Origin of the sequence: Nocardia altamirensis NBRC 108246 (assembly GCF_001612685.1) — a bacterium.
GTDB lineage: Bacteria > Actinomycetota > Actinomycetes > Mycobacteriales > Mycobacteriaceae > Nocardia > Nocardia altamirensis.
The window spans coordinates 13,551-40,025 of the sequence record NZ_BDAY01000104.1 but is presented as its reverse complement, the minus strand read 5'-3'; the positions used below and the strand labels follow the sequence as shown (position 1 = coordinate 40,025).

Annotated in this window: 28 protein-coding genes; 12 read left to right on the top strand and 16 right to left on the bottom strand. The window is 64.6% G+C overall.

What is annotated here, in order from left to right:
- Positions 1-48 precede the first annotated feature (48 nt).
- Positions 49-195 (bottom strand): hypothetical protein, encoded by a 147-nt coding sequence (locus NA11_RS46030; RefSeq protein ID WP_167837828.1) that lies wholly within the window; start codon positions 193-195, stop codon positions 49-51.
- 440 nt (positions 196-635) lie between these two features.
- Between NA11_RS46030 and NA11_RS39070 the strand changes: the two genes are divergently transcribed.
- Positions 636-1,865 carry an MFS transporter gene (locus NA11_RS39070; protein ID WP_069167132.1) on the top strand — a complete coding sequence of 410 codons (1,230 nt, stop codon included), beginning with the start codon at positions 636-638 and terminating at the stop codon, positions 1,863-1,865.
- 72 nt (positions 1,866-1,937) lie between these two features.
- Here the strand turns inward: NA11_RS39070 and NA11_RS39065 are convergent, their stop codons facing one another.
- The 4 genes from NA11_RS39065 to NA11_RS39050 are packed head-to-tail and all read right to left on the bottom strand — an operon-like array spanning position 1,938 to position 6,546.
- Positions 1,938-3,335 (bottom strand): amino acid permease, encoded by a 1,398-nt coding sequence (locus tag NA11_RS39065; RefSeq protein ID WP_084655469.1) that lies wholly within the window; start codon positions 3,333-3,335, stop codon positions 1,938-1,940.
- A gap of 27 nt (positions 3,336-3,362) precedes the next feature.
- Complete coding sequence (locus NA11_RS39060; protein WP_084655468.1) at positions 3,363-4,790, bottom strand: MFS transporter; 1,428 nt, start codon at positions 4,788-4,790, stop codon at positions 3,363-3,365.
- A gap of 5 nt (positions 4,791-4,795) precedes the next feature.
- On the bottom strand, positions 4,796-5,326 hold the full coding sequence (locus NA11_RS39055) for a flavin reductase family protein (protein WP_069167129.1): 531 nt from the start codon (positions 5,324-5,326) through the stop codon (positions 4,796-4,798).
- Between the two features lie 14 nt (positions 5,327-5,340).
- Positions 5,341-6,546, bottom strand: a complete 1,206-nt coding sequence (locus NA11_RS39050) for an acyl-CoA dehydrogenase family protein (protein ID WP_218023467.1) — start codon at positions 6,544-6,546, stop codon at positions 5,341-5,343.
- A gap of 229 nt (positions 6,547-6,775) precedes the next feature.
- Between NA11_RS39050 and NA11_RS47120 the strand changes: the two genes are divergently transcribed.
- Both NA11_RS47120 and NA11_RS39040 read left to right on the top strand, forming a co-directional pair.
- Positions 6,776-7,321, top strand: a complete 546-nt coding sequence (locus NA11_RS47120; protein ID WP_069167127.1) for a pyridoxal-dependent decarboxylase — start codon at positions 6,776-6,778, stop codon at positions 7,319-7,321.
- Complete coding sequence (locus NA11_RS39040; RefSeq protein ID WP_069167126.1) at positions 7,318-8,223, top strand: pyridoxal phosphate-dependent decarboxylase family protein; 906 nt, start codon at positions 7,318-7,320, stop codon at positions 8,221-8,223. Before NA11_RS47120 ends, NA11_RS39040 begins: the two co-directional genes overlap by 4 nt.
- A 4-nt stretch (positions 8,224-8,227) precedes the next feature.
- Here the strand turns inward: NA11_RS39040 and NA11_RS39035 are convergent, their stop codons facing one another.
- From NA11_RS39035 to NA11_RS39020, 4 genes are all read right to left on the bottom strand, one after another.
- Positions 8,228-8,917, bottom strand: a complete 690-nt coding sequence (locus NA11_RS39035; RefSeq protein WP_069167139.1) for a response regulator transcription factor — start codon at positions 8,915-8,917, stop codon at positions 8,228-8,230.
- A 31-nt stretch (positions 8,918-8,948) separates the two neighbouring features.
- Positions 8,949-9,554 carry a TetR/AcrR family transcriptional regulator gene (locus NA11_RS39030; protein WP_174567796.1) on the bottom strand — a complete coding sequence of 202 codons (606 nt, stop codon included), beginning with the start codon at positions 9,552-9,554 and terminating at the stop codon, positions 8,949-8,951.
- A 245-nt stretch (positions 9,555-9,799) separates the two neighbouring features.
- On the bottom strand, positions 9,800-10,375 hold the full coding sequence (locus tag NA11_RS39025) for a YdcF family protein (RefSeq protein WP_245746529.1): 576 nt from the start codon (positions 10,373-10,375) through the stop codon (positions 9,800-9,802).
- A gap of 103 nt (positions 10,376-10,478) precedes the next feature.
- Positions 10,479-11,093: a CGNR zinc finger domain-containing protein gene (locus tag NA11_RS39020; protein ID WP_069167125.1), complete on the bottom strand. Its 615-nt coding sequence runs from the start codon at positions 11,091-11,093 to the stop codon at positions 10,479-10,481.
- Positions 11,094-11,154: 61 nt separating this feature from the next.
- Here NA11_RS39020 and NA11_RS39015 point away from each other — a divergent pair, with 61 nt between their 5' ends.
- From NA11_RS39015 to pnuC, 5 genes are all read left to right on the top strand, one after another.
- Positions 11,155-11,580, top strand: a complete 426-nt coding sequence (locus NA11_RS39015) for a carboxymuconolactone decarboxylase family protein (protein ID WP_069167124.1) — start codon at positions 11,155-11,157, stop codon at positions 11,578-11,580.
- Positions 11,581-11,585: 5 nt separating this feature from the next.
- Positions 11,586-12,479 (top strand): phosphotriesterase family protein, encoded by an 894-nt coding sequence (locus NA11_RS39010; RefSeq protein ID WP_069167136.1) that lies wholly within the window; start codon positions 11,586-11,588, stop codon positions 12,477-12,479.
- A gap of 66 nt (positions 12,480-12,545) precedes the next feature.
- On the top strand, positions 12,546-13,220 hold the full coding sequence (locus tag NA11_RS39005; RefSeq protein WP_069167123.1) for a PhzF family phenazine biosynthesis protein: 675 nt from the start codon (positions 12,546-12,548) through the stop codon (positions 13,218-13,220).
- 104 nt (positions 13,221-13,324) lie between these two features.
- The gene (locus NA11_RS39000) at positions 13,325-14,365 is read left to right on the top strand and encodes a hypothetical protein (protein ID WP_069167122.1); all 1,041 of its coding nucleotides are present in this window, start codon (positions 13,325-13,327) and stop codon (positions 14,363-14,365) included.
- Between the two features lie 72 nt (positions 14,366-14,437).
- Positions 14,438-15,706 carry a nicotinamide riboside transporter PnuC gene (gene pnuC, locus NA11_RS46465; RefSeq protein WP_084655465.1) on the top strand — a complete coding sequence of 423 codons (1,269 nt, stop codon included), beginning with the start codon at positions 14,438-14,440 and terminating at the stop codon, positions 15,704-15,706.
- 19 nt (positions 15,707-15,725) lie between these two features.
- Here pnuC and NA11_RS38985 read toward each other — a convergent pair whose 3' ends face one another.
- Both NA11_RS38985 and NA11_RS38980 read right to left on the bottom strand, forming a co-directional pair.
- Positions 15,726-16,775 (bottom strand): fatty acid desaturase family protein, encoded by a 1,050-nt coding sequence (locus tag NA11_RS38985; RefSeq protein ID WP_069167121.1) that lies wholly within the window; start codon positions 16,773-16,775, stop codon positions 15,726-15,728.
- 255 nt (positions 16,776-17,030) lie between these two features.
- Complete coding sequence (locus NA11_RS38980) at positions 17,031-17,519, bottom strand: DinB family protein (RefSeq protein WP_069167120.1); 489 nt, start codon at positions 17,517-17,519, stop codon at positions 17,031-17,033.
- A 304-nt stretch (positions 17,520-17,823) separates the two neighbouring features.
- Between NA11_RS38980 and NA11_RS38975 the strand changes: the two genes are divergently transcribed.
- Positions 17,824-18,666 carry an acyl-CoA thioesterase gene (locus NA11_RS38975; protein WP_069167119.1) on the top strand — a complete coding sequence of 281 codons (843 nt, stop codon included), beginning with the start codon at positions 17,824-17,826 and terminating at the stop codon, positions 18,664-18,666.
- Here the strand turns inward: NA11_RS38975 and NA11_RS38970 are convergent.
- On the bottom strand, positions 18,643-19,626 hold the full coding sequence (locus NA11_RS38970) for a helix-turn-helix domain-containing protein (protein ID WP_069167135.1): 984 nt from the start codon (positions 19,624-19,626) through the stop codon (positions 18,643-18,645). The two genes, NA11_RS38975 and NA11_RS38970, sit on opposite strands and share 24 nt — an antisense overlap.
- Positions 19,627-19,867: 241 nt before the next feature.
- Between NA11_RS38970 and NA11_RS38965 the strand changes: the two genes are divergently transcribed.
- Positions 19,868-20,068 (top strand): DUF7489 domain-containing protein, encoded by a 201-nt coding sequence (locus NA11_RS38965; protein WP_069167118.1) that lies wholly within the window; start codon positions 19,868-19,870, stop codon positions 20,066-20,068.
- A gap of 245 nt (positions 20,069-20,313) precedes the next feature.
- Positions 20,314-20,793, top strand: a complete 480-nt coding sequence (locus NA11_RS45300; protein ID WP_141718095.1) for a hypothetical protein — start codon at positions 20,314-20,316, stop codon at positions 20,791-20,793.
- Between the two features lie 74 nt (positions 20,794-20,867).
- Here NA11_RS45300 and NA11_RS38955 read toward each other — a convergent pair whose 3' ends face one another.
- Positions 20,868-21,716 carry a YrhB domain-containing protein gene (locus tag NA11_RS38955; RefSeq protein WP_167837827.1) on the bottom strand — a complete coding sequence of 283 codons (849 nt, stop codon included), beginning with the start codon at positions 21,714-21,716 and terminating at the stop codon, positions 20,868-20,870.
- A 487-nt stretch (positions 21,717-22,203) separates the two neighbouring features.
- Between NA11_RS38955 and NA11_RS38950 the strand changes: the two genes are divergently transcribed.
- The gene (locus NA11_RS38950; RefSeq protein WP_141718094.1) at positions 22,204-22,659 is read left to right on the top strand and encodes a hypothetical protein; all 456 of its coding nucleotides are present in this window, start codon (positions 22,204-22,206) and stop codon (positions 22,657-22,659) included.
- Positions 22,660-23,148: 489 nt separating this feature from the next.
- On the opposite strand, the gene NA11_RS45295 is transcribed toward NA11_RS38950, so the two are convergent.
- The 3 genes from NA11_RS45295 to NA11_RS38935 all read right to left on the bottom strand — a co-directional run bounded on the left by NA11_RS45295 (position 23,149) and on the right by NA11_RS38935 (position 26,429).
- Entirely contained in the window at positions 23,149-23,490 is a 342-nt protein-coding gene (locus NA11_RS45295; protein ID WP_141718093.1) for a hypothetical protein, read from the bottom strand.
- Positions 23,491-23,518: 28 nt separating this feature from the next.
- On the bottom strand, positions 23,519-24,889 hold the full coding sequence (locus tag NA11_RS38945) for an LGFP repeat-containing protein (RefSeq protein WP_245746528.1): 1,371 nt from the start codon (positions 24,887-24,889) through the stop codon (positions 23,519-23,521).
- Positions 24,890-25,499: 610 nt separating this feature from the next.
- Positions 25,500-26,429, bottom strand: coding sequence for an SGNH/GDSL hydrolase family protein (locus tag NA11_RS38935; RefSeq protein WP_218023466.1), 930 nt, complete (start codon positions 26,427-26,429; stop codon positions 25,500-25,502).
- Between the last annotated feature and the right edge of the window lie 46 nt (positions 26,430-26,475).

Here is a 26,475-nt window from a genome sequence, read left to right as displayed (position 1 = left end):
ACGACTCAGCGTGTGAAATCGTGTGCGGGAAATGCAGCGATGAGGTGCTCAGCTGCCCAGGAACATCAAGGGGCTCATTACGGCCGACATCGGCAGCAGCATCGCACCCATGACGGAGCCTGCGCCCGGAAGGGCCACGGCCAGCGCAGCGGCAACAAACATGGCGATCGTGTTGCCCACGGCGGATCCGATCATTTCCATTCCTCCTCTGTTCGTACTTCCGGAGACTGCGAGTTTCACCAGGACTCGAAGTGCCATCAAGCATTGAACTGGTAGAGGCCACATCACCTGTGGTTGGCGAAGCACTCGGCCGCCGCTCAGATGCGTGCGCGAGTCATGTTAATGCCAGTCGAGGTCCGTAATGAGCATTTCGCGAGGTTTACGTCAACCCCAATCCGCCGATCGCCGGCCCGACGCGCCCGTACCGACCTGCACCGATGCTGTCGACAGGCGTCTCGCCGCTCCGAATCTCTTGATACGACATGGAATCTGGCCGCAGCGCGGCGCAACCACTGAGGTCGACTCGGCAGACAGCCCTGTGGTAGAAAATGGAACAAAAGTTCCACTTTCTCTGACAGCTCCGGAGGCTGATATGGCTCACCTACCGCCGACCACCCCCGAGATCGGGACGGCCGATGCCTAACCCCTATCGGGAGATCTTCGCTGCGCCCGGCACCAAGAGCTTCACCGCGGCGGGCCTGCTCGCGCGGCTGCCGCTGCCCATGACGCACATGGGCATCCTCACGATGCTGTCTGAGTTGACGGGGCAGTACGGGCTGGCCGGCGCCGTCGCAGGCACCTTCACGCTGTCGATGGCGCTGATCGGACCGCAGATCTCCCGGGTGGTCGACCGATTCGGTCAGGGCCGAGTGTTGTTGCCCGCCACCGGGATCAGCGCGGCATCACTCGGCGGCTTGCTGTTGTCCGCCTACTACGGCGCCCCCACCTGGATGCTGTTCGTCTTCGCGCTGATCGCCGGATTCATGCCGAGCATGGGCGCGATGGTGCGCGCACGCTGGACCGAGCTGTACCGGGGCTCACCGCAGCTGAACACCGCCTACTCCTTCGAGTCCGTGGTGGACGAACTCACCTACATCGTCGGGCCCGCGGTCGCGGTCATGCTGAGTACGATGCTCTTTCCCCAGGCCGGGCCGCTGATCGCGGTCGGCTTCCTGCTGCTCGGCGTGCTGCTGTTCGTCCCGCAGAAGCGCACCGAGCCCCCGGTGCAACCGCGCACCGAGAGCAGCGGCGGATCGGTGATCCGGTCGTGGCCGGTCCTGCTGCTTGCCCTCACGCTCATGTTCGGCGGCGCCATCGCAGGCACCGTGGACACGATGGGCCTGGCCTTCGCCGAGGAGCAAGGCCAGAAGGGCGCCGCGGGCATCGTCTTCGCCGTCTACGCCATCGGATCCGGGCTGTCCGGGCTGGTGTTCGGCGCGCTCGAGCTGAAAGTGCCACTCCCCCGGCTCCTGTTGATCGGCGTGACCGGAACCGCGGTGACCACGCTCCCGTTCCTGGCGGTCAACGGCATTGCGACATTGTCGATCGCGGTGTTCTTCGCTGGGGTGTTCTTCGCGCCGACCATGATCGTCATCATGGGCATCGTCGAAAAGGTCGTTCCCGCAGCCAAACTCACCGAGGGAATGACCTGGATGCTGGCAGGCCTCAGCGTCGGCGTCGCACTCGGCGCCGCGGCATCCGGTCAGGTGGTCGACGCCTTCGGCACCAGGGCAGGCTTCGGCGTCGCCCTGGTGGTCGGCACGCTCGCGCTGCTCACCGCGCTGCTCAGCTACCGGCTGCTGCGCTCGAAGACGGGGCTGCCTGCGACCGACGCGCCGCAGCCCGTCAGCGTGCCCGCAGGCTAGTCCGATGCCGAAAATGCCTGAAGCCCTTGGCTGTCCGACTCCGAAGAGAATCGGCAACCAAGGGCTTCGGTCCTAACCGGGGATCACCGTCGGCTCGGCGATCAACCCGCCAGCGGCGCGTCTGCCACGCCGCCGCGCACGGACCAGGTAGGCCGCGAGCACCACCGCGAGACTGACCGAGCTCATCAGCAACTGCGGCCGGGTCGCCTCCCCGCACAGCATCGAAATCAACACCACGACAAGGGCAATGATCGTGACGTAGGTCAGATACGGGTAGCCCCACATCCGGAAGGTCAGCCGCTCCGGATCCATCCTGGACCGCAGGCGCAACTGCGAGACCGCGATGGTCAGGTACATGAAGATCAGTACGGCGCCGGTGGAGTTGATCAGGAACGTGAAAACCTGCTCCGGCCAGAAGGCCTGCGCGAGCACCGACAGGTAGCCGACGATCGTCCCGAGCAGGATGCTGCGGGCAGGCACCTGCCGGGAGTTCAGCTTGATCAGCGTCCGCGGCACGTCACCGTGCCCGCCGAGCGCGAAAAGCACCCGCGACGAGGCATACAGCGTCGAGTTCAGTACCGAGAGCAGCGCGGTCAAGATGACCACGGTCATCGCGGTGCCCGCGAACGGAATTCCCATCTCCGTCATCGCCGTGACGTAGGGACTCTCCCCGGTATGGACCTTCTGCCACGGCACGATCGTCACCACCAAGAAGATCGAGCAGAGGAAGAATACGATGATGCGCCACATCACGGTGCGGGTCGCCTTGGCCACCGCCTTGGCCGGTTCGGGGCTCTCGGCGGCGGCGATCGTGACGATCTCGGCGCCGCCGAACGCGAAAACCACCACCACCGTCGCCGCGAGGACGGCGCCGAAACCGTTCGGGATGAAACCGCCGTAGGCCACCAAGTTGGTCAGATCAGGACCTTTGCCGCCCGGCCAGAGACCGACCAGATACGCGGCGCCGAGCCCGAGGAAGGCGAGGATCGCGACGACTTTGACCAGGGCGAGCCAGAATTCGAAGTCGCCGAACGATTTCACCGAGACCAGGTTCACCGCGGTCATGGTGGTGAGCAGCAGCAGGCTGAACGTCCATGCGGGCACCGCGGGCAGCCAGGTGTGCACGATCTGGCCACCCGCGATCGCCTCGATCGCCACGATCACGACGAAGGCATACCAATAGAGCCAGCCGATGGTGAACCCTGCCCAGTTGCCGAGCGCGAGCCGCGCGTACGCGGCGAAGGACCCGGCCAGCGGCATCGCCACCACCATCTCGCCGAGCATCCGCATGACGAACATGACGAGCACCCCGGCGATCAGATAGGACAGCAGTGCCCCCGGCCCCGCGCTGCTGATCGTTGTCGCGCTGCCGACGAACAGACCGGTGCCGATCGCGCCGCCCATGGCGATCATGGTCAGATGCCGTGGTTTCAGGGCGTGCTCGAGCTCGGGCTTATCAGTCCCAGGCATGTGTAACCCCTAGTGGTTGGCCTTGTTTCAGGATGTGACTGGGTTCCGCTTGAACCGCAGTGCGACGAGGACCATGCACGCGATACCGGCGGCGGCGGCGAAGACCGCGGTCCGCAGGCCGTCACTGGTGGCGACGCGCAGCGCCTCGCCCGTGCGGCCTTCGGTCCCGATGTTGGCGATCGCGACGAGGATGGCGAGACCCACCGCACTGCCGACCTGTTCACCGGTGGTGGCGATGCCGGACGCGATGCCTTGATCCTGTTCGGCGACACCGGTTGTCGCGGCGGCGTACATGGTCGTGAAGACGATGCCCTGCGCCAGGCTGAGCACGACGAGCCCGGGGACCAACTCGGCGAAGCCGCCGTCCGGGCCGACGGCGAGGCCGAATCCGATGGTCCCCAGCGCGCCGAGGGCAAGGCTGCCGACCAAGGTCGCCCGCACCCCGAAACGGGTGGCCAGCTTCCCGCCGAGCACGGTGCCGACGAGGACGCCCGCGCACGGCACCACGAAGGCGAGGCCGCTCCGTAATGCGCTGTACCCCTGCACATTCTGGAAGTAGATGCTGAAGAAGTAGGCAAGCACCCCGAACGTGGCCATGAACATGAAGGTCACCACGGTGCCCGCGCTGAGGTTGCGGTTGCGGAACAACCGCAGCGGCATCAGCGGTTCACGGCTGCGCGCCTCGATGGTGAGGAACGCCCCGAGCAGCACGACGGCCGCCGCCACGCTGGCGAGGATGGTCGGCGAGGCCCACCCGGACTCGGGACCTTGGACGAGCGCGAACACGAGCAGGGTCGATCCGGCCGTTGCGGTCAGCGCGCCGGGCAGATCGATCTTGCGGCCGGCCATCTGCTCCTGGTCGGCCGGAATGAGCAAGTAGGCCAACAGCATTCCGGTGCAGGCCAGCGGCACGTTGACGTAGAAGACCGCCGCCCAGCCGAACAGCTCGGTCAGCACACCGCCGAGCAGGGATCCGAGGACCATCCCGGTGCCCGCCGCCCCTGCCCAGATCGCCAACGCGCGGTTACGTTCTCGGCCTTCGGCGAAGGTGGTTGTCACCAGCGACAACGTCGCGGGGGTGAGGAATGCGCCGCCGATCCCCTGTCCGGCCCGGGCAACCACGAGCATCGTCGGTGTGGTCGCGAGGCCGCCGAGCAAGGACGACGCCGCATACAGGAACAACCCGAAGACGAACATGCGGCGCCGCCCGAACAGGTCGGCCGCCCGCCCGCCGAAGAGCAGGAAGCCGCCGAACGCCACCGTATAGCCGCTCACGACCCACTGCAGGGTCTGCGCGGAGAACCCGACCCCGCTGGCGATGTCCGGGAGCGCGACGAACATGATGTTGTAGTCGATCCCGATGATGAAATGAGCGAACGCGAGCAGGGCAAGGATCAACTGGAGATTGCGACGCACTGGCGCGCGGACATCGGCAGCGAGGGTCGAGGAAGGCACTGTCCTTACCGCCCTTCCGCTTCGGCGGGCCACGACGAGAAGCGCCGCAGTCCGTACATGAGCGGTCTGGCCTGCTCCGGCGATTCCTGGGTCACCCGGAAGATCTCACCGAAAATGACCTGATGATCGCCGACCGACAGTGTTCTGCTGATGCGGCAGTCCGCGATCGAATGCGTGTCCTGCATCAGGTGCGGTCCGCCGAAGGAAGGATCGTTGCACCATTCGACCTGATCGAACCTGCCGGTACTGCTCGAGGCGAATACTTCTGCGGCAGACCGGGCGCCGTCGTGCAAAAGGTTTACCGCGAAAGTGGATTCGCGCAGCACCGCATCCAAGGTCTGGCTGCCTTTGCGCAGACAAATAAGCAGCGTCGGCGGTTCCAGCGAGACGCTGCAGACCGAGGAGCACGTCATGCCTGCCGCCGCACCCCCTGGCCGTCCGGTGGTGATGATGGAGACACCGGTGGGAAACGTCGACATCAGCGAACGAAACTCGGCCGGCGCGATGGGGTCGGGATAGGTCAAACCACGTGTCATGTCAGCAGCCGTTCTCACCAGAGCAGGGTCTTTTGCGGGACATTGCCACCGAGCAGCAATTCCCCGGCCGATTGCAGGCTCTGCACGCCGGCGTCGGCGTGCTGGCACATGGTGTTGACATCACGGAGCCAGCGGTCCAACGGCGAAGGCCGGTAGATCGCGGATCCGCCGACGAGGTTGAACAGCTGGACCACGATCGACCGTGCGGTCTGGAATGCCTTGTGGCGGGCGAGCGCAGTCGAAACCCGCTCGTCCGCGGTCTGCGGCTCCGCGTCGGCCAAGCCGTGCCACTGCCGTTCCAGGCTGGCGAAGACAGCGCTGCGCGCCGCCGCGAGATCCATCTCGGCCTCGGCGATCGTCATCTGCACTCGATAGCTCTCCGCCCACGGCTTGCCGGTGGTGCGGTCGACGCGAGTCGCGGCCATCGAACGGACGTAATCCAGTGCGGCACGGGCAACGCCGAGCGGCACGCCGGGCATCTTCCTGACGATCGCATCGGGCGCCCTGTGCAAAAGGCCTTCCCGGTGCGGGATCGCGAAGCTGAACGAATGCTCCTCGGGCACAAACAGTTCCGACACCGAGTAATCCCGGCTGCCGGTGCCCGCCAGGCCGGTGGTGTGCCAGGTGTCGTGGATCTCGAAATCGCTGGGACGGGCCATCATCACCCGCCATTGCGTCGGGTCGCCGTCGGTGTCGGGCTCCAGCTCGCCGTCGCGATACACCAGACAGCCTGCCGCGAGCCAATCGCAATGGGTGACACCGCTGCCGAAAGGCCATCTACCACTGATCAGATAGCCACCGGGTACGCGCTCGGCGCGGCCGATCGGATTGACAAAACCCGCGACGACCATATCCAAGCTGGGAAACATCTCACGAGCGACGGAATCCTGTAAGTAACCCGAATAGATTCCGGAGTCGGCGCCGATCATCGCGCACCAGGCAGCAGAAGCGTCACCCGTGGCGAGTGCCTCGATTACTTCGGTCTGCTGAACAGAGGTCAGCTCGGGACCGCCCCACGTTTTCGGCATTGCCATACGAAAAACACCGGTGCCGCGCAGCAATTCCACCACCGTCTGCGGAAGCTGCCTGTTCTGCTCGATCTCGACGGCGTGCTCGCGCAGGGCCGCCGAGGTGCGCTTGGCCCGAGAAAGGATTTCCGCAGCGTCGAGGTAATCGGACGCAGCAGCGTCCATCGATTCACCGACTACCGAACCGGACATTCAATTGCTCCCTTGTATTCATTTCGCGGTGTACGAGCGTTCTTGTTCGCCTACATTCCGTCTGCGATGGCCGAAACTGTATCCAGCAGCCATTCGGCACTACATCCGACCGGCGGTGACAATTCGCGAGTACTCCCGGCGGTGATACTCCCTACCGGCCATGTATCCCGGGGGATACAGTTTCCATTTGGAATTGTCGAAAGCGGAGACAGCTGGCTACGGTTGGTTTATGCGAGACCATCCACTCGAGCCGAGCACATTCGAAATGCGCGCGATGGGCGCGACCGCGCTCGCGCTCGTCGAGGAATTCATCAGAGATCTTCCGGATGCACCCGTCGCCGATCTGGACGGGGCGATGGAGGTGGCCGACAGTCTCCGGGAGAGCGCACCGGAGCACGGCACGTCGTTCGAGACCCTGCTCGACACCGTGGCGATCAGCGCCAAGAAGTCGATCAACGGCTCCGGCCCCGGCTTCCTCGCCTACATACCCGGCGGCGGCCTGTACACCTCCGCCCTCGCCGATCTCATTGCGGCAGGGCTCAATCGGTACGTCGGCCTGGCCGGGATGGCGCCCGCGATCGCGCAGATCGAGGCGACAACGGTCCGCTGGCTGTGCGACATGTTCGACTACCCCGAGCAGGCGCGCGGCGTGCTGACCTCCGGCGGCTCGATGGCCAACTTCTCCGCGGTGGTCACCGCCCGAAAAGCCAAGCTGGACGAGGACTTTCCACCGGTGTCCTCTACACCTCGGCGCAGGCACACGCGTCCTGCGTGAAAGCCGGCTATCTGGCCGGATTCCCGAAGGCCAGGGTGCGCCTCGTGCCCGCCGACGACGCGTTGCGAATGGACGTGGACGCGCTGGCCGCCATGGTGGCCGCCGACCGTGCGGCAGGGTTGCGGCCCTTCATGATTACCGCGTCGGCGGGCACGACCAACACCGGCTCGGTCGATCCGATCGCCCGCATCGGCGACTTCGCCAGGGCCAACGATCTGTGGTTACACGTCGACGCGGCGTACGGCGGGCCGTTCCGGATGACCGACCACGGCCGGACCCTGTTCCACGGCATCGAGCTCGCCGACTCGATCACCCTCGACCCGCACAAGGCACTGTTCGTGCCGTACGGCACCGGCGCCCTCATCGTCCGCGACGGCGCCAGACTGCGTGCGGCACACCATGTTTCCGCCGACTACCTGCAGGACCTCACCGGCCTGGAAGAGCAGATTCCCAGCTTCTCGGAATACTCCATGGAGCTGTCGCGTGACTTCCGCGGCCTGCGGCTGTGGCTGCCGATCAAGCTGCACGGGATGGCCGCGTTCCGGGACGCCCTCGACGAGAAGCTCGCGCTCACCCGATACCTCTACGACGACCTCACCGGCACACCGGGTTTCGAGGTTCCGCTGGAACCAGACCTCACCACGGTGGCATTCCGCTACCTCCCGCAGCACGGCGACGCCGACGAATTCAACCGGCGACTGCTGCAACGGATCAACGCCTCCAAGCGAATCTTCCTGTCCAGCACCATTCTCGACGGCAACTTCGTGATCCGCGTCTGCATCGTGTCCCATCGCACGCACTTCGACCGGATCGAAGAGGCCGCGCGAATCATCAAGAGCGCCGCCTACGATCTCGAACGGTACGAGCGAATGTCGGCGCCGGTCGCCGCGCTGCCCGGATAACGGGTCACTCGCAGCGGACACCGTGGCATGCCGCGCCGGAACCGAGCGCGGTGACGACCAATTGAATCCGGTCCCTGGCACCGAGTTTGGTCATGATGCGGCTGACGTAGGTCTTGGCGGTCAGCGGGCTGAGGTGCAGCCGTTCGGCGATCTCGGCATTGGTGAGGCCCTGGCCGACCAGGGCGAAGACCTCCTGCTCCCGATTGCTGAGTTCGGCCATCACCGAGTGCTTGATCACCGACGCGGTGGGGACGCTGGTCTTGGTCCCCGAGGTGAACTCGTCGATGACGCGCCGGGTATGCCGAGGGTTGAGCCACGCTTCGCCTGCCGCGATCGCGCGAATCGCACTGCGGAGATCCTCCGGGTCAGTGTCGACCGGGAGGAAACCGCTTGCCCCTGCGGCCAGCGCCCGGAAAAGGTGTTCATCGTCGTCGTAGATGGTGAAGATCAGCACCCGGACCCCGGCAAGCAGCGGATGGCTGGTGATGCGCCGGGTTGCCTCCAGCCCGTCGGTACCCGGTAGATGGGTATCCATCAGCACCACATCGGGTTCCGTCGTACTTGCCAGTGCCACGACGGCGTCGCCGTCGGCGGCATCGCCGACCACCCGCATGTCGGGTGCGGAGTCGATCAGCAGACAGAACCCGGCGCGCGCGGCCGCATGGGCGTCGGCGACCAGGACGCGGATCGTCATCGGGGCGGTGTCGCCATCGCGCGGCCGGTGCTCATCGTGCATCGGGTAGTAGTTCGCGCAGCATCGCCTCGAACTCGTCGACCGTCGGCGGCTGGTCGGCGAGCAAGGCGTGCAGCAGCAGGCCGTCATAGGCGTTCGTGAAGAGCTGGATCCGTACCGGGTCCGCGGTGTAGCGGCGGGCGAAATCGGCGAGCGCACCCTTCCAGCGGTCCGTCGGTCCACGCAGGTCCGGCCTGCGCGAGGCGAGCAGGCACAGTTCGAACTCGGCGAGCAGCCGCCCGGGGGTCGCGACGATTTCGGCCATCAGCCGAGCGAGCGCGTGCAGGCTGTCGGAGTCGTCCGCCGCGACGGTGAGCTGTCGCATCTTCTCGGCGTCGTCATCCATGCAGGTGGTCAGGGCGGCGGTCAGCAGGCCGTCGACACCGTCGAAGTAGTAGGTGGCCGCGGTGGTGGGCAGACCCGCTTCCCTGGCGACGGCGCGATGGGTGACGCCGGAGGCGCCGTCCCGCTCGATCACCCGCAAGGTCGCCTCGATCAGTGCACGCCGACGACGCTCGCCCTTCGACCGGCGACCGTCTGTGGTGACCTCGTTCAGTGTCTCTCCCAATAATCGGTACAGCCCAGGACGTGTGACCATACTCGTCGGTCCGGTCGAAGCTGACAGGTGCACATGCCCTACATCCTATGATGGGACTATTGGGCGGCCCAACAGGTGTTGCTGCCCAATGGAATTGGTCCCAGAAGCTGCCGATCGATGAATGCTCAGTTAATTACGTTGTCGGATAATGACATTCATACGAACCCTGACTGCGGCGGTAGTCGCCGCAGCCTTGGCTATCAGGCGTTCGAGGGGGGATTCGACGCGGACGCGTGCCGACGTTGTTACTCGGCGAGACTGCGTTCGGCGCGAGTGAGGTCTCGGAGTCCATATAACGCGAAAAGGGGTTTGAGCGGAAACGCCTCGCCGAGACGGTAATCGGCGGCGCGGACGACACGGGCCGCCAGATCGGGGCGTTGGTGTCGCAAGTAGAGGCGCGCTTTCTGCGCGTGCAGCGAGTTCGAGACGAATTTGATCTGGTCGACGTGTTCGATCAGCGGAATCAGGTTTTCGACGTTCTGCCAGGTGCTGCGTGAACGATCCTCGAGCTGAACAGGGCCGGCAAAACCGCGTTCCGCCACCGCGTATCGCGCCAGCAACGCTGCCTCGGACACCGCCCCTGCGTCGCTGCCGCCGGAGCAGATCAGGATCGAATTGCCGACGGCGCGGTCGATGGAGCGCAATGCCGCTCGCACCCGCCACCGATTCAGCGCGTTCGCCCGCGCACCGCGGCCGTTCCGGAATCCGAGCACGACGATCGCCTCGGAACGAGCGCCTGGTCGCGCACCGACCTCGGCCCGGCTGGCCCGCCAGTGCACGAACTCACCCCACCCCACGAAACCGCAAAGCCCAAGAGCCACCCATATTTTCCGTGCCATGGCTAGCCATCTTCACACGTCGACCGCACCCACTCGGCGTTCACTTCCCACGCACGACCAGACCGCCGTCCACGGGCCGAGGCCGCTAGGTCGGTGCGGATTCTCCTCGTTCGGTGCCTGCGGTCTGATCGGTGGCGCGGCGGGCACGCATCGCGCGGACCCGCCCGCGGCTGGCGCACGCCGGCGAGGGGCACCAGCGGCGGCGACCGGCGGTGTCGGTGAAGACGCCGCGACAGTCGTGTTCCGGGCAGACCTTCAGCGTGACCCGGTCGGTGCCGGTCAGATGATCGACCGCCTGCCTGGCGATCCGGGCGAGCGCGTCGGACGCGGTCGCCGGAGGTTCGCGGCGCACCCGGTCGGTGGCGATCAAGTGCACCGGGTCGTCGTGTTCGGCAAGGAACACGCTCAGATCGGTAACCGAGTCGGCCGACGGTTCCGTCCCGTCGATGGTCGCCAACACCAGGACACGCAACGTTTCCCGCAACCGGATCGCCTGGTCGAGTTCGGCGGCAGTAGGTGGGCGAACCGGAAGGAGCTCGCTGCGCTCGAGCCACTCGGTGAACCGGGCAGGCGAGTCGAGCCGTTCCACCGGGTCTGCGCTGAAACTGCGGCCCTTGGTGGCCAGCAGATTCAGCCAGGTGGAACCGCAGTCGAACCGGAACGCGTATTTGTCCGCCACCAGCAAAGCGTAACGCTTCATGCGTTACATCTGCTACCGTCGTAACGCCTAGCCCGTTACAACTGCTCGAGGTAGCCCGCTCATGACGAACATTTCTCCGCTCTCCCAGCAGCTGACCCCGGCCCGGTTCGACCGCGAGGAGGGCTACCGGACGTTGGATCTGCTCCAGGACCGGACCACCCAGCACGCGGCACTGTCCGGCCTGGAGCAGTGGCTGCCCGGATTTCCCGACTGGATCGTCACCGCGCTGTTCGGCGGGACCTATCAGCGCACGAATTTGTCGTTGCGGGATCGCCAGTTGCTGAACCTGGCCGCCCTCACCACCGTCGGCGGAGTGGATCCGCAATTGCACGGACACGTGAAAACGTCGCTGCGAGTGGGACTGTCCCGCGAGGAGATCCTCGAGGTCTTCGCGCATCTTGCGCCGTATATCGGAGTGCCGAGAACACTGGCAGGCTTGCGGGTGGCCACCGCCGCACTCACCGAAGCCGAGGAAACCGCCCGGTGACCGACATGATCCGCACCGTGCTCGGTGATATCGAGCCGGCGCGCTTCGGCGTCTGCAATGCGCACGATCATCTGTTCCTTCGATCACCGCGGTTCCCCGGCGAAGCACTGGATGACGTGGATGCCGCTCTGGCGGAACTGAATTCGTTCGCTGCGTTGGGCGGGCAGGCGATGGTGCAGTGGACACCGTGGGGGTTGGGGGCACGGCTGGCGGACCTACCCGAGCTGTCCGAGCGATCCGGTGTGCATCTGGTCGCCGCCACCGGGATGCACCAGACCAAGCACTACGATCCCACCGAATTGGCCAGCGTCCGAGACGATCTCGCCGAGCTGTTCGTCCACGAGCTCACCGCGGCACCGGTGCGCGCGGGATTCATCAAGATGGCCAGCGCTTTTCACCACATCGACGAGCACGCCAGCACGGTGATGAGCGCCGCGGCCCACGCTCATCACGCGACAGGAGCGCCCATCGGCGTCCACCTCGAGGGCGGCACCGCAGCCTTGGCGGTACTCGACGAGCTCGCGGGAACCCACGGCGTGCCACCGCAACACATCATCCTCGGTCATCTGAACCGCTTCCCGGACAGCACGATTCACCGGCATATCGCCGCCGCGGGCGCATTCGTCGGCTTCGAAGGTCCGTCGCGAGCCAACCACGGCACCGACTGGCGCCTGCTCGACAGCATCGCGGCCCTCGTCGAGAGCGGACACGCCGACCGGATCCTGCTCGGCGGCGACACCGTGCTCGCCTCGGCGCGCTCGACCGCGGACGGACCAGGAATGGTCTATCTGCTCAGAACGTTGCGATCCAGTATCGAACGTGAACTCGGATCTGACGTCGCCACAGCGATTTTCATCACCAACCCCGCCAACGCCTTCAGTGCGCGTTGGCACGATTGAAGCCTGCATCGCCATGGTGCGGGCGTTTGCCCACGCAAGTATTGCAAGATCACGAAAGGCACGACCATGACTGTCTCCGCCAACACGAAGGTCGACGTGGTGCGGGTGTTCACCGACGCTGCCGGTCGATTCGGGAACGAACTGGGTATCGCCCGAGCCGCCGACGTCGCGGAATCCGCACAGCAGGCACTCGCTACCGAACTCGGGTACAGCGAGACCGTGTTCGTCGAGGACGCGGTCGACGGTGTCGCACGCATGCGCATCTACACCCCCGCCGTTGAACTGCCGTTCGCCGGGCACCCCAGCGTCGGCGCCGCATGGTGGTTCGCCACCAATAAAGCACCGATCCGTGCGCTCGAGGTCCCGGCCGGTTCGGTCGCGGTCGAGTACGCGGGCGACCTCACCTGGATCACCGCCCGCGCGGCGTGGACGCCGGACTTCACCTTCCACGAACTGTCCGACGTGCAGGAGCTGGCGCGCTTGCAGCCCGGCGATTTCGCGGGCGGGCCGCACTATCTGTGGGCGTGGACCGACAAAGACGGCGGCGCGCTGCGTTCGCGGATGTTCGCGCCGACGCTCGGCATCGCCGAGGACGAAGCGACAGGTGCTGCGGCGGTAGCGATCACCGCGCTGCTGCAACGCAACCTGACTATCACTCAAGGGGAAGGCTCCCAATTGTTCACCGCGTGGCAGTCCGATGGCTGGATCAAGCTCGGCGGTCGGGTCGTCGCCGACGCCTAGAAATATCCGAGGCGTCGGCCACGTCCACTCGGCGGGCGGGATCCGGCTCGGTGTTCCCGCCGTTGACGATTCCCGTCCGCCGCCGACGCTATTAGCGTGTCGACATGCAGGATGAGTTTTCGGTCCCCGCGGTGATCGGCAAGGGGAAGTTCGAGGCCGCGGTGGTGGCGGCCCGGATCATCTCCCTGGCTGAGATCGTTCAGATTCCGGGCTTCACCGAGCTCACCTCGGAGCAGATGTATCGCGTGGCCCACACCCCCGTGAATCTCCAGTGGGTTTCCCGGCCGGTGTACTGGATGCAGCGGGGTCGCAGCGCCGAATGGCTGCGCGGCGTCCATCCCGATTACCGCGCCGATCAGGTGCAGCTGGAGAACCAGGTGCGCACCGACCTCTACCATCGGGTCGCCACCGCCGCGGCCGGCGACGCACGCTTGCTGGATCAACTCGACGTCGGCGGATATTCGATGGTCTCGGGCATTCCGAAACTGCTCGAGCTGTTGGACGAAGGCGGCGGTCCCCTGCACGTGCCGGATTCTCCTGTTGTCGACACCGGACCGTGGCGTGCCATCACGGCATCGCCGGACCCGAACGAGCGGGCACAACTGGCGGTATCGCTGTGGAACCCGGATTTCCTTGCCCTGATACCCGGTTTCGCGAAGGCACTGCGCACCAGGCTGCGCGATGTGCGGGTCTGCGACTGGGATCAGGAAGGGGCGGCGCTGCTGTACTTCGTCGAAGCCGCGGACGGTGACATCGTGGTGTGGGTGGGATGGGAACCGCGCCTTTCCGTCGAGCCGCGACCACCGTTCTGGGCGACACTGCCCTCGGCGGCGCGCCGGTTCCTCAGCGAAGTACACGCAGGCTTCACCATGCTCGACGGCGAATCGTTCGGCCTCGCCCAACCCTCGTACATGTCGACCTTCGCCGCGTGGGCAGGCTGGCCCGCCGACATCCCGGACTGGGACCGTGACGATGTCCTCGCCTCGACCTCGATGCTGTGGTTGACCGGCAACGGCGGCGACACCGCCCTCTGCACGTCACCGAATCTGGCGGTCGGCGAGGTGGCCGTGCTTTTCGAGGGCGATTTCAGTGTCAGCGAACTCGGTCCTGAGCTGGACAGGCTGATGCTGTCGCCGCTGTCGTAAAACGGGCAGCGGCGCCGCTTGCGCCAGCCCCTGCCGCAGTATGGTCGATACGACTATTACGGGAGGGGCCTCGTGGGTTGGGCGACAAGCTGGACCGAGATTCTCGGATTCGCGACGGGTGCGGTGTGCGTGTGGCTGGTCGGGCGGCAGCACATCGCCAACTGGCCGATCGGGATCGCCAACAACATCTTCTTCATCGCGCTGTTCACTCAGGCCGGGCTCTATGCCGATGCCGGGTTGCAGATCGTCTTCATCACGCTTGCCGTGTACGGGTGGTGGTGCTGGCTGCACGGCGCGGGACCGGATTCCACTGCGGCCCTGCCGGTGCGGCGGACCACTGCCAATGAATGGGTCGTACTCGTCGCGGCCGGGGCGGCGGGGGTGGTCGCCCTCACCGTGTTGCTCAGCCAGGTCACCGATTCCAGCGTGCCGTTCTGGGACGCCCTCACCACTGGTCTCTCGTTGATGGCCACCTATGGCCAGTGCCGCAAGCTGCTCGAGTCGTGGTTGCTGTGGATCGCCGCAGATCTGGTCTATATCCCGCTCTACATCTATAAGGACCTGTATCTGACGGCCTTGCTGTACACAGGGTTCCTCCTGCTGTGCGTGACGGGCCTGCTCCGCTGGCGGCGGTCGCTGCACACCGGCCCCGCGGTCGGCTGCTGGGAGTTCCTCGGCCCGGCCGTGCGGGGCGCCCTCACCCGACGGGTCGTTGTCCTCGGCGCCGAATCCACTGGGACGACCACACTTTCGATCGATCTGGCCGCGCACTATCGGCAGCGCGGCGGCGTCTGGGCAGCGACCGAATGGGTCGCCGAATACGGGCGCCAGTACTCCGCGCAGAAGCTGGCGACGGCGCAGGCCGCCGACCCGACGGCGACCTGGTCGGATATGTCCTTCAGCTCCGGGGAGTTCCCGGTGATCGCGCGCCGCCAGGACGCGAACGAACAGCAGGCCGCGCGCAGTGGCGCACCGGTATTGATCTGCGACACCGACTCTTTCGCCACTGGCATCTGGCACGAGCGCTATCTGGGTGCGCGCAACGCGGAGGTCGAGCGGATCGCCACCCGCACCCGACGGGACCTCTACCTGTTGACCGACCATGTCGGGGTCCCCTTCGACGACGACGGCCTCCGGGACGGCGAACACCTCAGACCGTGGATGACCGACCGTTTCCGAGAAGAGCTCGCGCACACCGGAAGACGGTTCCGCATCATGCGCGGTGACCGAACGACGCGACTCACGGCGGCCGTCGCTGCGGTCGACGAACTGCTCGCCGAGGGCTGGCAGTTCGCGGATCCGTTGCCCGAAAACATCCGCCCCGCAACCAGATCGGGCTAGCACTCGACCGCTTTGCGTGTCACTCGGTGGTGCGAAGCGGTACGCCGACGTGGTGCAGGTGGCGCAGGGCCTCGCGGTACGAGGCGATGAGCCCGGTCTCGTGATAGGGCACGTCGATTTCAGCGCAGTAGTCGCGGACGATCACCTGGGCGTGCCGCAGATTCGGTGTCGGCATGCTCGGGAACAGATGGTGTTCGATCTGATAGTTGAGTCCGCCGAGGGCGAAGTCGGTCAGCGCGCCACCCCGCACGTTGCGGGAGGTCAGCACTTGCTTGCGCAGGTAGTCGGGGCGGTCATCGCCGGTCAAGGTGGGCATGCCCTTGTGGTTCGGGGCGAAGATGCAGCCCATGTAGACACCGAACAGCGCTTGGTGGACAGCGAGGAACGCAATGCCCTTGTCAGCGGGCAGCACCACGAACAGCGCGGCCAGGTAGCCGGCGAAATGACCGAAGAGCAGTGCGCCCTCCAGACCCCGCTGCTTGATCGACCGATTTCTGAGCGCACGCACGCCGGCCAGGTGCAGGTTCAACCCCTCCAGCATCAGCAGGGGGAAGAACAGGAACGCCTGCGCCCGCCCGATGAGACGCGCCAGACCACGGCTGGCCCGCGCCTGCCGTTGCGACCAGACCAGAATGTCCGGCGCCACATCGGGATCGAGTTCCTCGTGGTTCGGATTGGCGTGATGCCTGGTGTGCTTGTCCTGCCACCAGCCGTACGCCAAGCCGATCCCCGCATTGCCGACGACGCGGCCGACGATTTCCGTCGGCCGACGCAGCCGGAAGACCTGGCGGTGCGCGACATCATGCATGACCAACGCGACCTGAGCAAAGGTCACGGCCATGAACGCCGCGACCAGGAGCGTCCACCACGAGTCGCCGACGAGGACGAACGCGACCCAGCCCGCCACGAAGGCGATCCCGACCAGGCTCAGCCGGATGGCGTAATACACGGGACGCCGATCCATCAGTCCCGCATCGGAGATCCGGCGCAACAGCCGGGCGAAATCACCGTCGGCGCCGCGCCGTGGTGGCCGGGGAATGGACTCTGAGGCCAAAGTCGTTGTCGTCATAGATCTTCCTGAGAGCTGAGTCGGAGAGGCCACCTCCGCCCGGTTCGATGCCGACCTGTCGAGATCGATCGAAGGCCGCGAGGTGCGTCGGTACGCTACACCGAAGCTAACGGCCGAATCCTCGTTTCATGTAACTCCTTGGTATGACATGAAATAGGACTGCAGAGTGAGACCGGAACCTGGCCAACAGAAAGGTGAGCCGACCCCGGGCCCGAGGTCAGCGACGATCGAGTCGCCGACCTCGGCCGGAACAGGTCAGATCAGCGGCTTGTCGATCTGTTCGCGGAGGATGTCGCCGTGACCGGCGTGCCTGGCGAACTCCTGGATCATGAGCAGCAGTGTCCAGCGCATGCTGACAATGCCCTCGCGGGGGTTCTCCTTGGTGTCGTCGAGGTCGAAGCGGGACGCGATGGTTCGTGATCGCTGGCTTGCACGCTCGAACTCGACGATGACATCGGCCAGCGACTCGTCGTCGGTGACGGCGAAGGTGCCGACGTCGCGGCGGGAGTAGCCGTCGCATTCGGATTCGTCGAGTCCGGCCCAGAACCGTTGGAACCAGATCCGTTCCGCGGCAGCGGCGTGTTTGAGCAAGGAGATCGGCGTTGTCAGCGATGCGACGAGTCGGCGGCGGGCGTCGCCCTCGGACAGGCCGCGTGCGGTGTCGATGAGGGCTTCGCGGTTGCGGTCGAGCATGTCCTCGATGATCGCTCGCTCGGGGCCGCTCGCAATTGGGTTGGTATTCATAGGGTTTCACTCCATTTCTTGGTGTGTTTCGGGTGTTGATCGACCGATCGCGCAGGACTGTCCCGCGGATCTCTGGGAAAGGAAGAAAAGTCCGGCGACAGGGACGACCGGGAAGAGGGGGTGTTCGATGTGCTCGTCGCAAGGAGTGCGCGCGGAGCGAGGCGGGCCGATGTCGGCACCGCGGCAAGGCCTGTCAGAAGGCGCTGCTGTCCGATCAGCGTAGCGCAGCACGTGGCGCGGATGTTCCATCCAGTTGGCGCGGTTGTTCAAGCGCACGTCCGGGTGGCATTCCTAAGGTTTTTTCATGGATTCCATCAACTACGCCGCTTTTCCGGCCCAGTGCGATGTCCGACTGCGGCAGGGCGATCTCGGCCGCAACGGTGCGGTGAGCGCGATCGGGATGGCCCGCTGGCTGGAGGACGCGCGGATACGGGTGAAGATGCCGCAATTCGGCAGGCTCGTCGGTGCCGGCGAATTCAGCAGGCACCAGATCATTCTCGTCAGCCAACGAGTCGAAGTGCTTGCGCCCGTGCATCGCTCGGGCGCCGACGCACTCGTGCACACCGGCATTCGCCATATCGGGCGGTCATCGTTCACCTACCAACAAGCGGTGTTCGCCGGCGGCAGGCGGGTCGGCAGCGGCGGCGCCACCGTGCTCCTACTCGGTTCCGCAGGGCCGCTTGCGCTTCCGGACGAGTTGATCGCGGATCTCACCGACCTGTCCGTACCGGATGCGAGCGAGACGACAGCGGCCAAGCCGAGCGCCGAACGCAGACAACGGGAGCACTACGCGTTCTTCGCTCCCCTCCGCGCACGGATAGCTGACGTCGACGTCAATCAGCACGTCAACTACCTGGCCCTGGCCACCTGGTACGACGAGGCGGTGGCGGTGTTCGCCGCGGCGGCGCTCGACACGGACGGGCTGGTGCCCGACCTGTCACCCTCGTCGTATCGCATCGACTACCTCGGCGAAGTCACCTATCCCGGCGACTACGAGATCGGCGTGCTCGTCCACTCCTTCGACGCCGCTTCCGTGCGCTATGAACTCGGAATCTTCTCCGGCAGTACCTGTTTGAGCATCGCGGATGCTACTGGACCGCGTGATGTGTTGTCCGCCAAGTCCTTAGGATCCGCCTGTCCGCACTGAGCGGGCGTACTCGATGGGCGTCCGGCCATAGCGTTTCTTGAAGGCGCGGATGAAGTGGCTGCTGTCGGAGAACTGCCAGTGTGCGGCGAGTTCGGCGACACTCGGCAGCTGGGACCGCGTGGCGAGTGCGCGCCGCGCCTCTTCCAGCCTGCGGTGGCGGATGTAGCTGGTCACCGACTCCCCCGCCACCGTGAACGCCCGTTGCAGGGTGCGCACGGAGACGTTGAGCTCCCCTGCCAGCATCGCCGCAGACAACTCGGGATCGGCAAGATGACTGTCCGCCAATACTTTTGCCGCTTCGACAAACGCGGGCCTGAGCGCGGGTTCCGCATCGTCGAACCGGCCGATCACCACCGCCTTGGCCAGCTCGAGCATGGCGCTGTGGGCGGCGTGCACACCGGCAGGACCGAGGTCGGTCACCGTCGCGTGCACCATGTTCGTATGGGCCAGCAGCAGGCGCATCTCGGCCGAGTCCGCCGACTCGGTGACACTCCGGTTCCGCAGCCGTGCGTCGAAGACGGCGGAGGGCAGCGTGAGGATCTGCACCGTGGTGTTCGGCGCCGCCCCGAAGTGCAACGGCGGCCCGTGCCGCAGCAGGAACTGCCCGGCCGACACCGTGTGTTCGGCGCGATCGGGCCCGCCGCCCAACGACCAGACGCCGCGCCGCACCACATACATCCGCGCCTGATCCGCATAGCCGTACGGGGTGCCCGCCGTCCGGATGACGGAGGCACTGTCGAGATCGGTGATCGCCACATCGCGCAGCTTCGCCACCCGGCTCCTGACCCGGAAATCACCGGTCGTCGCCTGACTGAAGGTCGGCAGCGGGAAACCGTCGCCTACCTGCGTCTGCCATCCATGCCGAAAGACATCGAAACCGCGAGACACAGCGCCCGCGACGGTGGAATCCAGCGAGAACCCTCCGTGCGAGTAGGCGACCTCCACTTTCGTGCTGTCCATCACCCGCCGATCCACGCCGTGTTCGCTGCCCACAGCCTATGTGCTCGCGGATGGTCCGCGCCGGAGCCGAGATAGACCAACAGCCAATGACCATCGACAGCGGAGACGATGGCGCATACGCCGCAGGTATCCCGCTGAATACCCCGGCAAGGCGATGCCCGGAACCCGCCCAACCAGCAGACTGACTGGGCGGCGCCACCAACGGTGCGGCAACGGTTTCGGTGTCGAGGAGGTCGGTCCAGTGGTACAGCAGGAGTGGCAGGGAACCGTGGTCAAGAAGTCACGCGGCCTGTTGGACGGCGCAAACCTCTATCGCCGCCTGGTCGTCCGCCTCGACGACGGCAACACCATCAAGGTCCGAGTGAACCGCGCCCTCTGGGACTCGATCGAACCAGGCGACTCGGTATCCAAGAAACCCGGAACGGACCCCACCAAGGGCTAATCGCGAAGCCCTCGCGAGTCGCGAGGATAGCAGCCCGACCGGCAGCGACTACGAATCTCGTTGAGTGACAAGGATAGTCACGGTACATAGCGACGGTCCGAACCAGAAGACGCGTTCGATTGGCGACCGGTACCAGTCGAACACCTTGCGCCCCAAGGAGTTAGCCAGCAATCGGCTATCTGTTCTGCAGCACGCCCACCCACGTGCTCGTCGCGGCTATGGTGACATCACCCTAGGCCAGGCTGATGGCCGGTCGGAGTCGAAATCTGCACCGACACTGGCCTATTGGGCTGGCGCTGTTCGCGGTCACTGCGACCCGCGCGAAAGACAGCCTGCTGCGCGTCACGCATTCATCCAGCAATACGAAGGTTCAATTTATCTGCTGTCGCCGCAGTGTCGAACAGCCCAAACCCGGTGCTATAACTCCGGTTCAGGTGGCTGAACAGCCGCCGATCAGTGAACCGGGACGCGCGCTACCGCCGCGCCCCGAACGCTCCGATTTGCAGAGGACTGTGTTACGTATGAGGAAATTGTGCGTGTTCGGCGTGACCTGTGCTGCCGCCGCGGGAATTGCGATGGCAGGCAGCGGAATAGCGGCGGCCGATACCGGAATCGCCGCAGCTGGCACCGGTAGCTCCAGCGGATCGGTCGACTCCGGCTCGGCCGGAAACGTCCTCGAGATTCTCAAGATCCTGAAGCTGCTGGCAACCGGTAGCGGCGCCTAGTAGCCGACATCATGCGGGCGATGTGCCGACAACGGCAACATCGCCCGCATTTTGCGTTTGCGGAGGCTACGTCGCTAGCGGTACGGCACGGTGTGCTGGTAGCCATGCCGTTCGGCGTACTCGATGAGTTGCTTGTTGTAATCCCGAGCGCCAGAGAGCATCCAGGCATCGGCGGTGTCTTTGACGACGACGATCGGGCCGCCGCCGGGCGGGGGCACGGCATCCGGATCGCCGGTCCGGAGCCAGCGGACAGTAGTGTACCCGTACACCCAGGCCCAGCCCAGGTCGGGACAGTCGTGCTCCGGGAATAGAGCGAGCGGCTCCGCACGGGTATTGACTTGGGCGAGTACCCCTTCGGCGATCCTGCGTGCCGCAGCTCGGCTGGTGACGAGGTTGCCGCTGCCGTCGTCCTGCGCGTTGTCATCGAGAGATTCGGTTGTCATGGCGGGTTCGCCGTAGTCGATGGCAACGCGAGCGCCGTGTCGTTTGACGCTGGAGTAGAAGTTCGCCACACCGGTGACGATCGCAAAGATGACGAACAGCAACACATCTCGTTGGGAGTAGGTGTAGCCGGTGAACAGCGAGCCAATCGCGGCAACAGCCACCCCCACCGCTGGGCCGACCAGTCCCATAAGCCAATTCGTCCCGGTGAACAGCGCCAGGTTGTAGGAACGGCGACTACGGAACAGCGCGGTGATCTCGCGCGCGAGCGTCGCATTCCGATGCGCGTCGGCGAACGCGAACCTCCGATTGAGCAGGATGTCCATGCTGCCGTCCGCGGACTCGAAATACAGATCCCTGCGCACGAAGTCGGGCAGCGACAGCAGGACATCGAGGTCCCGAACTATCGTGCGGCCCAAGCCGGCGCCACCGGCAACGAGGCTCGGATCACCGCCGCCGTGCCGGCGAAGTAGACCAACCACGCTGTGTAGATCCTCGAACGATATTCGCGCCGGACCGAGCTCGTACCGCACAGACATTCGCTGCCCCCTCTACCGGTCGGACCGTCCTCCACAGCCCCGCCGCGAGTCCAATCGAACTCTCATGCAGCCTCACGCATTCCACCGCACCAGGACAAGACCCCGCTTCCTATGACACCCACGGAGTGTCCGTTGCGGCGCCCGAACGCCGCGGGCATTCCGAATCAAGTTCGCGCCGAGAGGGTACTGGTGCAGGTGGCTTCTCGGACGATGCCTGCACCAGTACCCAGTGATCAACCGACCAACTCCACAACCGGTGCGGATGCGCAGTAGGGGTAAGGGAGACTGGCTGTCGATTTGTCCATGGAGACGGTGAGCGCTACCGTCCCGACAGCCAATCCGGCTACGACAGCAGCTAGCGGTGTATCGATGGAGAGGGTTGTGGATGTATTCGGACCAGCCGATACGGCGTGAAGCCCGGACCATTTCCATGGATTACGGACAGTTCTACCTGGTCGGCAGCGCCGAAGACGGCGTGGACCTGCCGGATGTGGTGGACCGCGCGATCGACGACGGCTTGTACGCGATCACGGCCGGCGGCAACATGGTTGTGCTGAGCCCTCATCAATACAACTCCGCCATGCTGATCGACTTCGAGTTGTTCGACCGCGCGCAGCACCCAGATCGAGACGAGTGGCAGGTGGTGATCGATGCGACCACCACCATCGACGACCAAGGTGAGCTGTGGATCTCGTCGGCGACGAGCTCCTCGCACGACCCACTTTTGATCGCGCCCGGTTCCTACCACATCGAGATCAGCGGGCGTGGCCTACGTTTCGAGGGTCAACTCCACTCCACCAATCCAGGCGATACGTGGCGGATACGGATGTGGCCTTCCGACGCGAACACCGCACTCCAGTATCCGCTGCCGAAGCGCTGGCGCTGACGAGTCACCACGACGTCCTGCCGACCACGGAGTACTCCTTTGGGCAGGCCTCATGAAGAACGGCCCACGGAAAGTTCTCCGTAGGCCGTTCTCGACGATGACGTAGCGATACTCATGGCATCGAGTTCAACTCAAATCGTGGCGTCAGTCATTCGTCCACTCTTCGCGCATTGCCGTCAGAGTCAATGTCCCATGCTGCCATGGTCATCCCTGGATGATCAAGAATGTTCTCGTGTTCCACGGGATTTGTTCCGACTGGCCAACAACGAAGCGCTCGGAAGTGGTAGCCGTCCTGCTCCGCGGTCTCCCACTCCACTTGCACATTATCACCAGCGGTCAAGTTCCTGCGGTCAGATTTCAAGGCGCCGAAGGATGCCCAGCACCCTCCCGGTGTCGAGTCAGAGTCGATAACACCCCAACCTTCCTCGGCGTGCCATTCTCGCACTACTCCTAAAGTAGTCAATATTCACACTCCTGGTAGAACGTTGCTCACCCATCAAGGAGCGAACCGTCGGTGGATTCTTTCACCAACACCCATCCTGATCGTGTGAGCACCCAAGCGATCCCGGCGCCGATCAGCGCTCCAGCTGTGACCGAGATTACCACCAGAAGCCATGGATTCGGCAATCCATGAATTTCCGCCAGAGTACCTGGAGCAGCTGCTTCGATGTACTCGCCGTCTTGCCTGTAAATCTCGACGCTGAAATTTATGGCCACCAGTTTCCACATCGCTACACCTGCCGCGCCCCCTTGAAGTGAACCGACGGAGACGAGCAGGATAAAGAGGGTTCTGACGCGACACACCTGATTTTGTAGGAATCTAATTGTCATCGAAACCCCTAACCTGAAATAAGGCCGACTACCTCTTCAAGAACTGGTACGCATGCCCGAACTCTGCCAGCGTCACGCCGTACGCTATAGTACCGTTCGGCTTTTTCCGCACCGTATCATTGGTGAATTGACATGTTCCAAACAAATTATACTTAGCGTCATCCACATTATTCGGAATGCTACCATGATACTGATAGGTAATGGGAAGATCGGTGTGACTCTTGTCTTGGTACCACTTTTCCAGAGCCCCATCTCGCGTCAGCCACGTTACGCAGCCCATTCGAGTATTCAATCCAGCTACACCCTTGTTGATCATGAAATCACTCAGATGGAATGTCCATGTAAATACTTTGGTGTCATAGTTTTGAGGCGGGCGACGGGATTCGAATTTTCCGACTCTATAATTTGCCGAGAACTCATCTCCTGGGTAGTACCAAATATATTTTGGATCACCCTTGGCTTCTCGCATCAGGTCGACTACTTCGTTTTGGAAGGCCTGAGTTGGTAGGCCCTTTTCGTCAGTGTATTCGTCACTGGCGGGATACCCCCAACTGCTCTTTTCGTAGCCAATGAATCGCCAATAACCGAGAATAGCGCCGCCAACCGGATGTGCTCCCAGAGATGGATGCCAGTAGAGCATGCCGTTTTCGAAAGCATTGAAGCGGCCAACGCCGTCGGGTGTCACGGTTTCGTCGCTGATCGGGTAGCCGAGCCAGCCTCCTTCCCAGCCAGCTTGCCCCCACTTGTCGAAGATTGCACCGCCAATGGAATACGCCTCGTTGAGCTTCCAATAGATGGTCGACCCGGTGAAGTGCTGACGGCGGCCGATCTTGTCAGGGTTGACGATCTCGTCGGTGGTCGGATAGCCGATATAGCCTGCCTCATAGCCGTGTCGCGCCCAGGCGGCCAGGAAGTGGTTGACCACCGGATGGGCTCCGCCTTCAGGTGACCAGTAGATCGGGCCGTTGACGAATTCGGTGCGCTTCCCACGTCCGTCGGGGTTGGTCAGCTCATTTGTTTTGGGGTGCAACAGAAATCCGTTGGGGCCGCCGAGCTCGTTGTACTTATCGCGGATCGCGCCGCACACCTCGTACGGAGCGGGCCAGTACACCTGACAGCCATCAGAGACCCGGAGTTGCCTGTTCCGCGAGGCCATGGCGGCCTCCATCGTCTCGGCCTTGTCGGCGTCTGCTTTGCTGAATCCGTCGGGGATCTGTTCGCAGTCCGAGCGCATCTTGCCTGGTGTGATCTGCTTGTTCGGCTTCGCCGTTGGCTTCCAGGTGCCGGGCTTGGTCTTCTTGTCCGGTGCGGTCGGACATGACTCCGATGTGGTGGAGGTCTGCGGCGCTGCCGTTGTCGATGACGGGGACTGCGAGGTGGTCGACGCCGGCGGCGGCACCGATGTTGAGGGTGCTGGTTTCGGTGTCGAAGGTGCCGTTGTCGAATTCGGTTGCGGCCGGACCTGACTCGGCGTCGGATCCGGCGTGGGCCGGACCGAGCTCGGGGCAGGGTTGCGGCTCGGCTGAGTCGCCGGACCTGGGCTAGAGGGCGACGGAGTAGCCGGCGGCCGGGCACCCGTAGTCGGCGTGCCGGTGGCTGGGCTGGTTACCGTCGTAGAGGGGCTTGGAGCAGTAGGCGGTTCTGCGGTGGCCGAGGCCGCGAGGGTGACAATCGACAGCGCGGCGCCGGTAAACGCCAGTAGCCGGGAAGGCAGGCGTGGTCTACGCCGAGAAACGGGTCGTGCTTGGAATGGGGTCAATGCCACTTCTCTGTGTCGGCGGCGACCATTGTGGGGTCGCCGTTGGATACCGTCTTTGGTGCGCGAAAGCGCCGGGTTACTCAGTTGCTCAACAGGATTCGTGTCCGAGCCGAGAGCGTCCGACCCAACAGGTGGCGCTTGATCGCCTTGTTCGCGATTCGCGTGTTCTTCGACCGGTCCACTGCCCCAGGGCAGCGTTGAGCCAGCGGCGTCGCATCGACGTCGCGGCGTAACCAGAGCAGGTCGCGGGTTACGAGGTTCTGGAGTTCCGTATCGCGGCAGTCACCGCGACGGCATCGGCTTGCATGCCTGCGGCGTTCGGGTGCAGCGTGGCCGCTTTCTGGCCGGGCACAACCGGTTCGACCCAACGGGTACCGACAGGTTGGCAGGCGTCGTGGCCGAGGCTGGGGTTGTAGGTGTCGACGAACACGGCGTTGTTGAGTCGAGATTGGTCACGCAGCACGGTGTTGAGTTCGGTTTCGATGCCGTCGACGTAGGCGGCATCGCCGTCAGTGATGGGTACCTGCGGATAGCAGCCACCGTCGCGCGGCAGGATCGCCGGATATCCGACGACGAAAACCTGTGCGACAGGCGCGATCTGGTGAATCTTGGCAATGGCCGCACCGATGACCGCCGCGTCAGCGTGGATCTGGTCTGCGAAGGTCGAGCCGTATGCGTCTTTGCACGGAGTGCCGACGGGAGTCAGGCTGTCGGCGGCAATACACGCGGCGACCACGTCGCGGAAGGTGTTGTTGTCGTTACCGCCGATGCCCAGTGTCACAACCTTGGTCGTGCTGGTCAGGGCCGTGAGTTGCGGCGGCTGATCGGGGAATTGCGCTGTGGTGGTGACATTTTCAGTCTTGGCACCAGTACAGCTGCGGTCCTCCAGTCGCAGCCCGAGCGTGGACGCGACCAGATGCGGATAGTTCACCGCCGATCGGGCGCAACCCGAGGGAGCCGACCGAGCCGTCGGCGCGACATTCGGTCCCGCCGTATAGGAGTCGCCCAGGGCCACATAGGTGTCGCCGGCAGCGGCGTTGGCGGACGCTGCCGGCGACAGTAACGCCGCAGCCGCAAGCAGAACCGCGACAGAGGGCCCTGCAGCACGTAACTTCATCACTTCTTCAAACTTCGCTTTCAACTCGTAATGATTTGAGCGCCAAAAACTATCGGTACACAAGATGCTGAATGTCGCGGTAGGTCGCCAGGCCTCCGTCGAGCCTGGA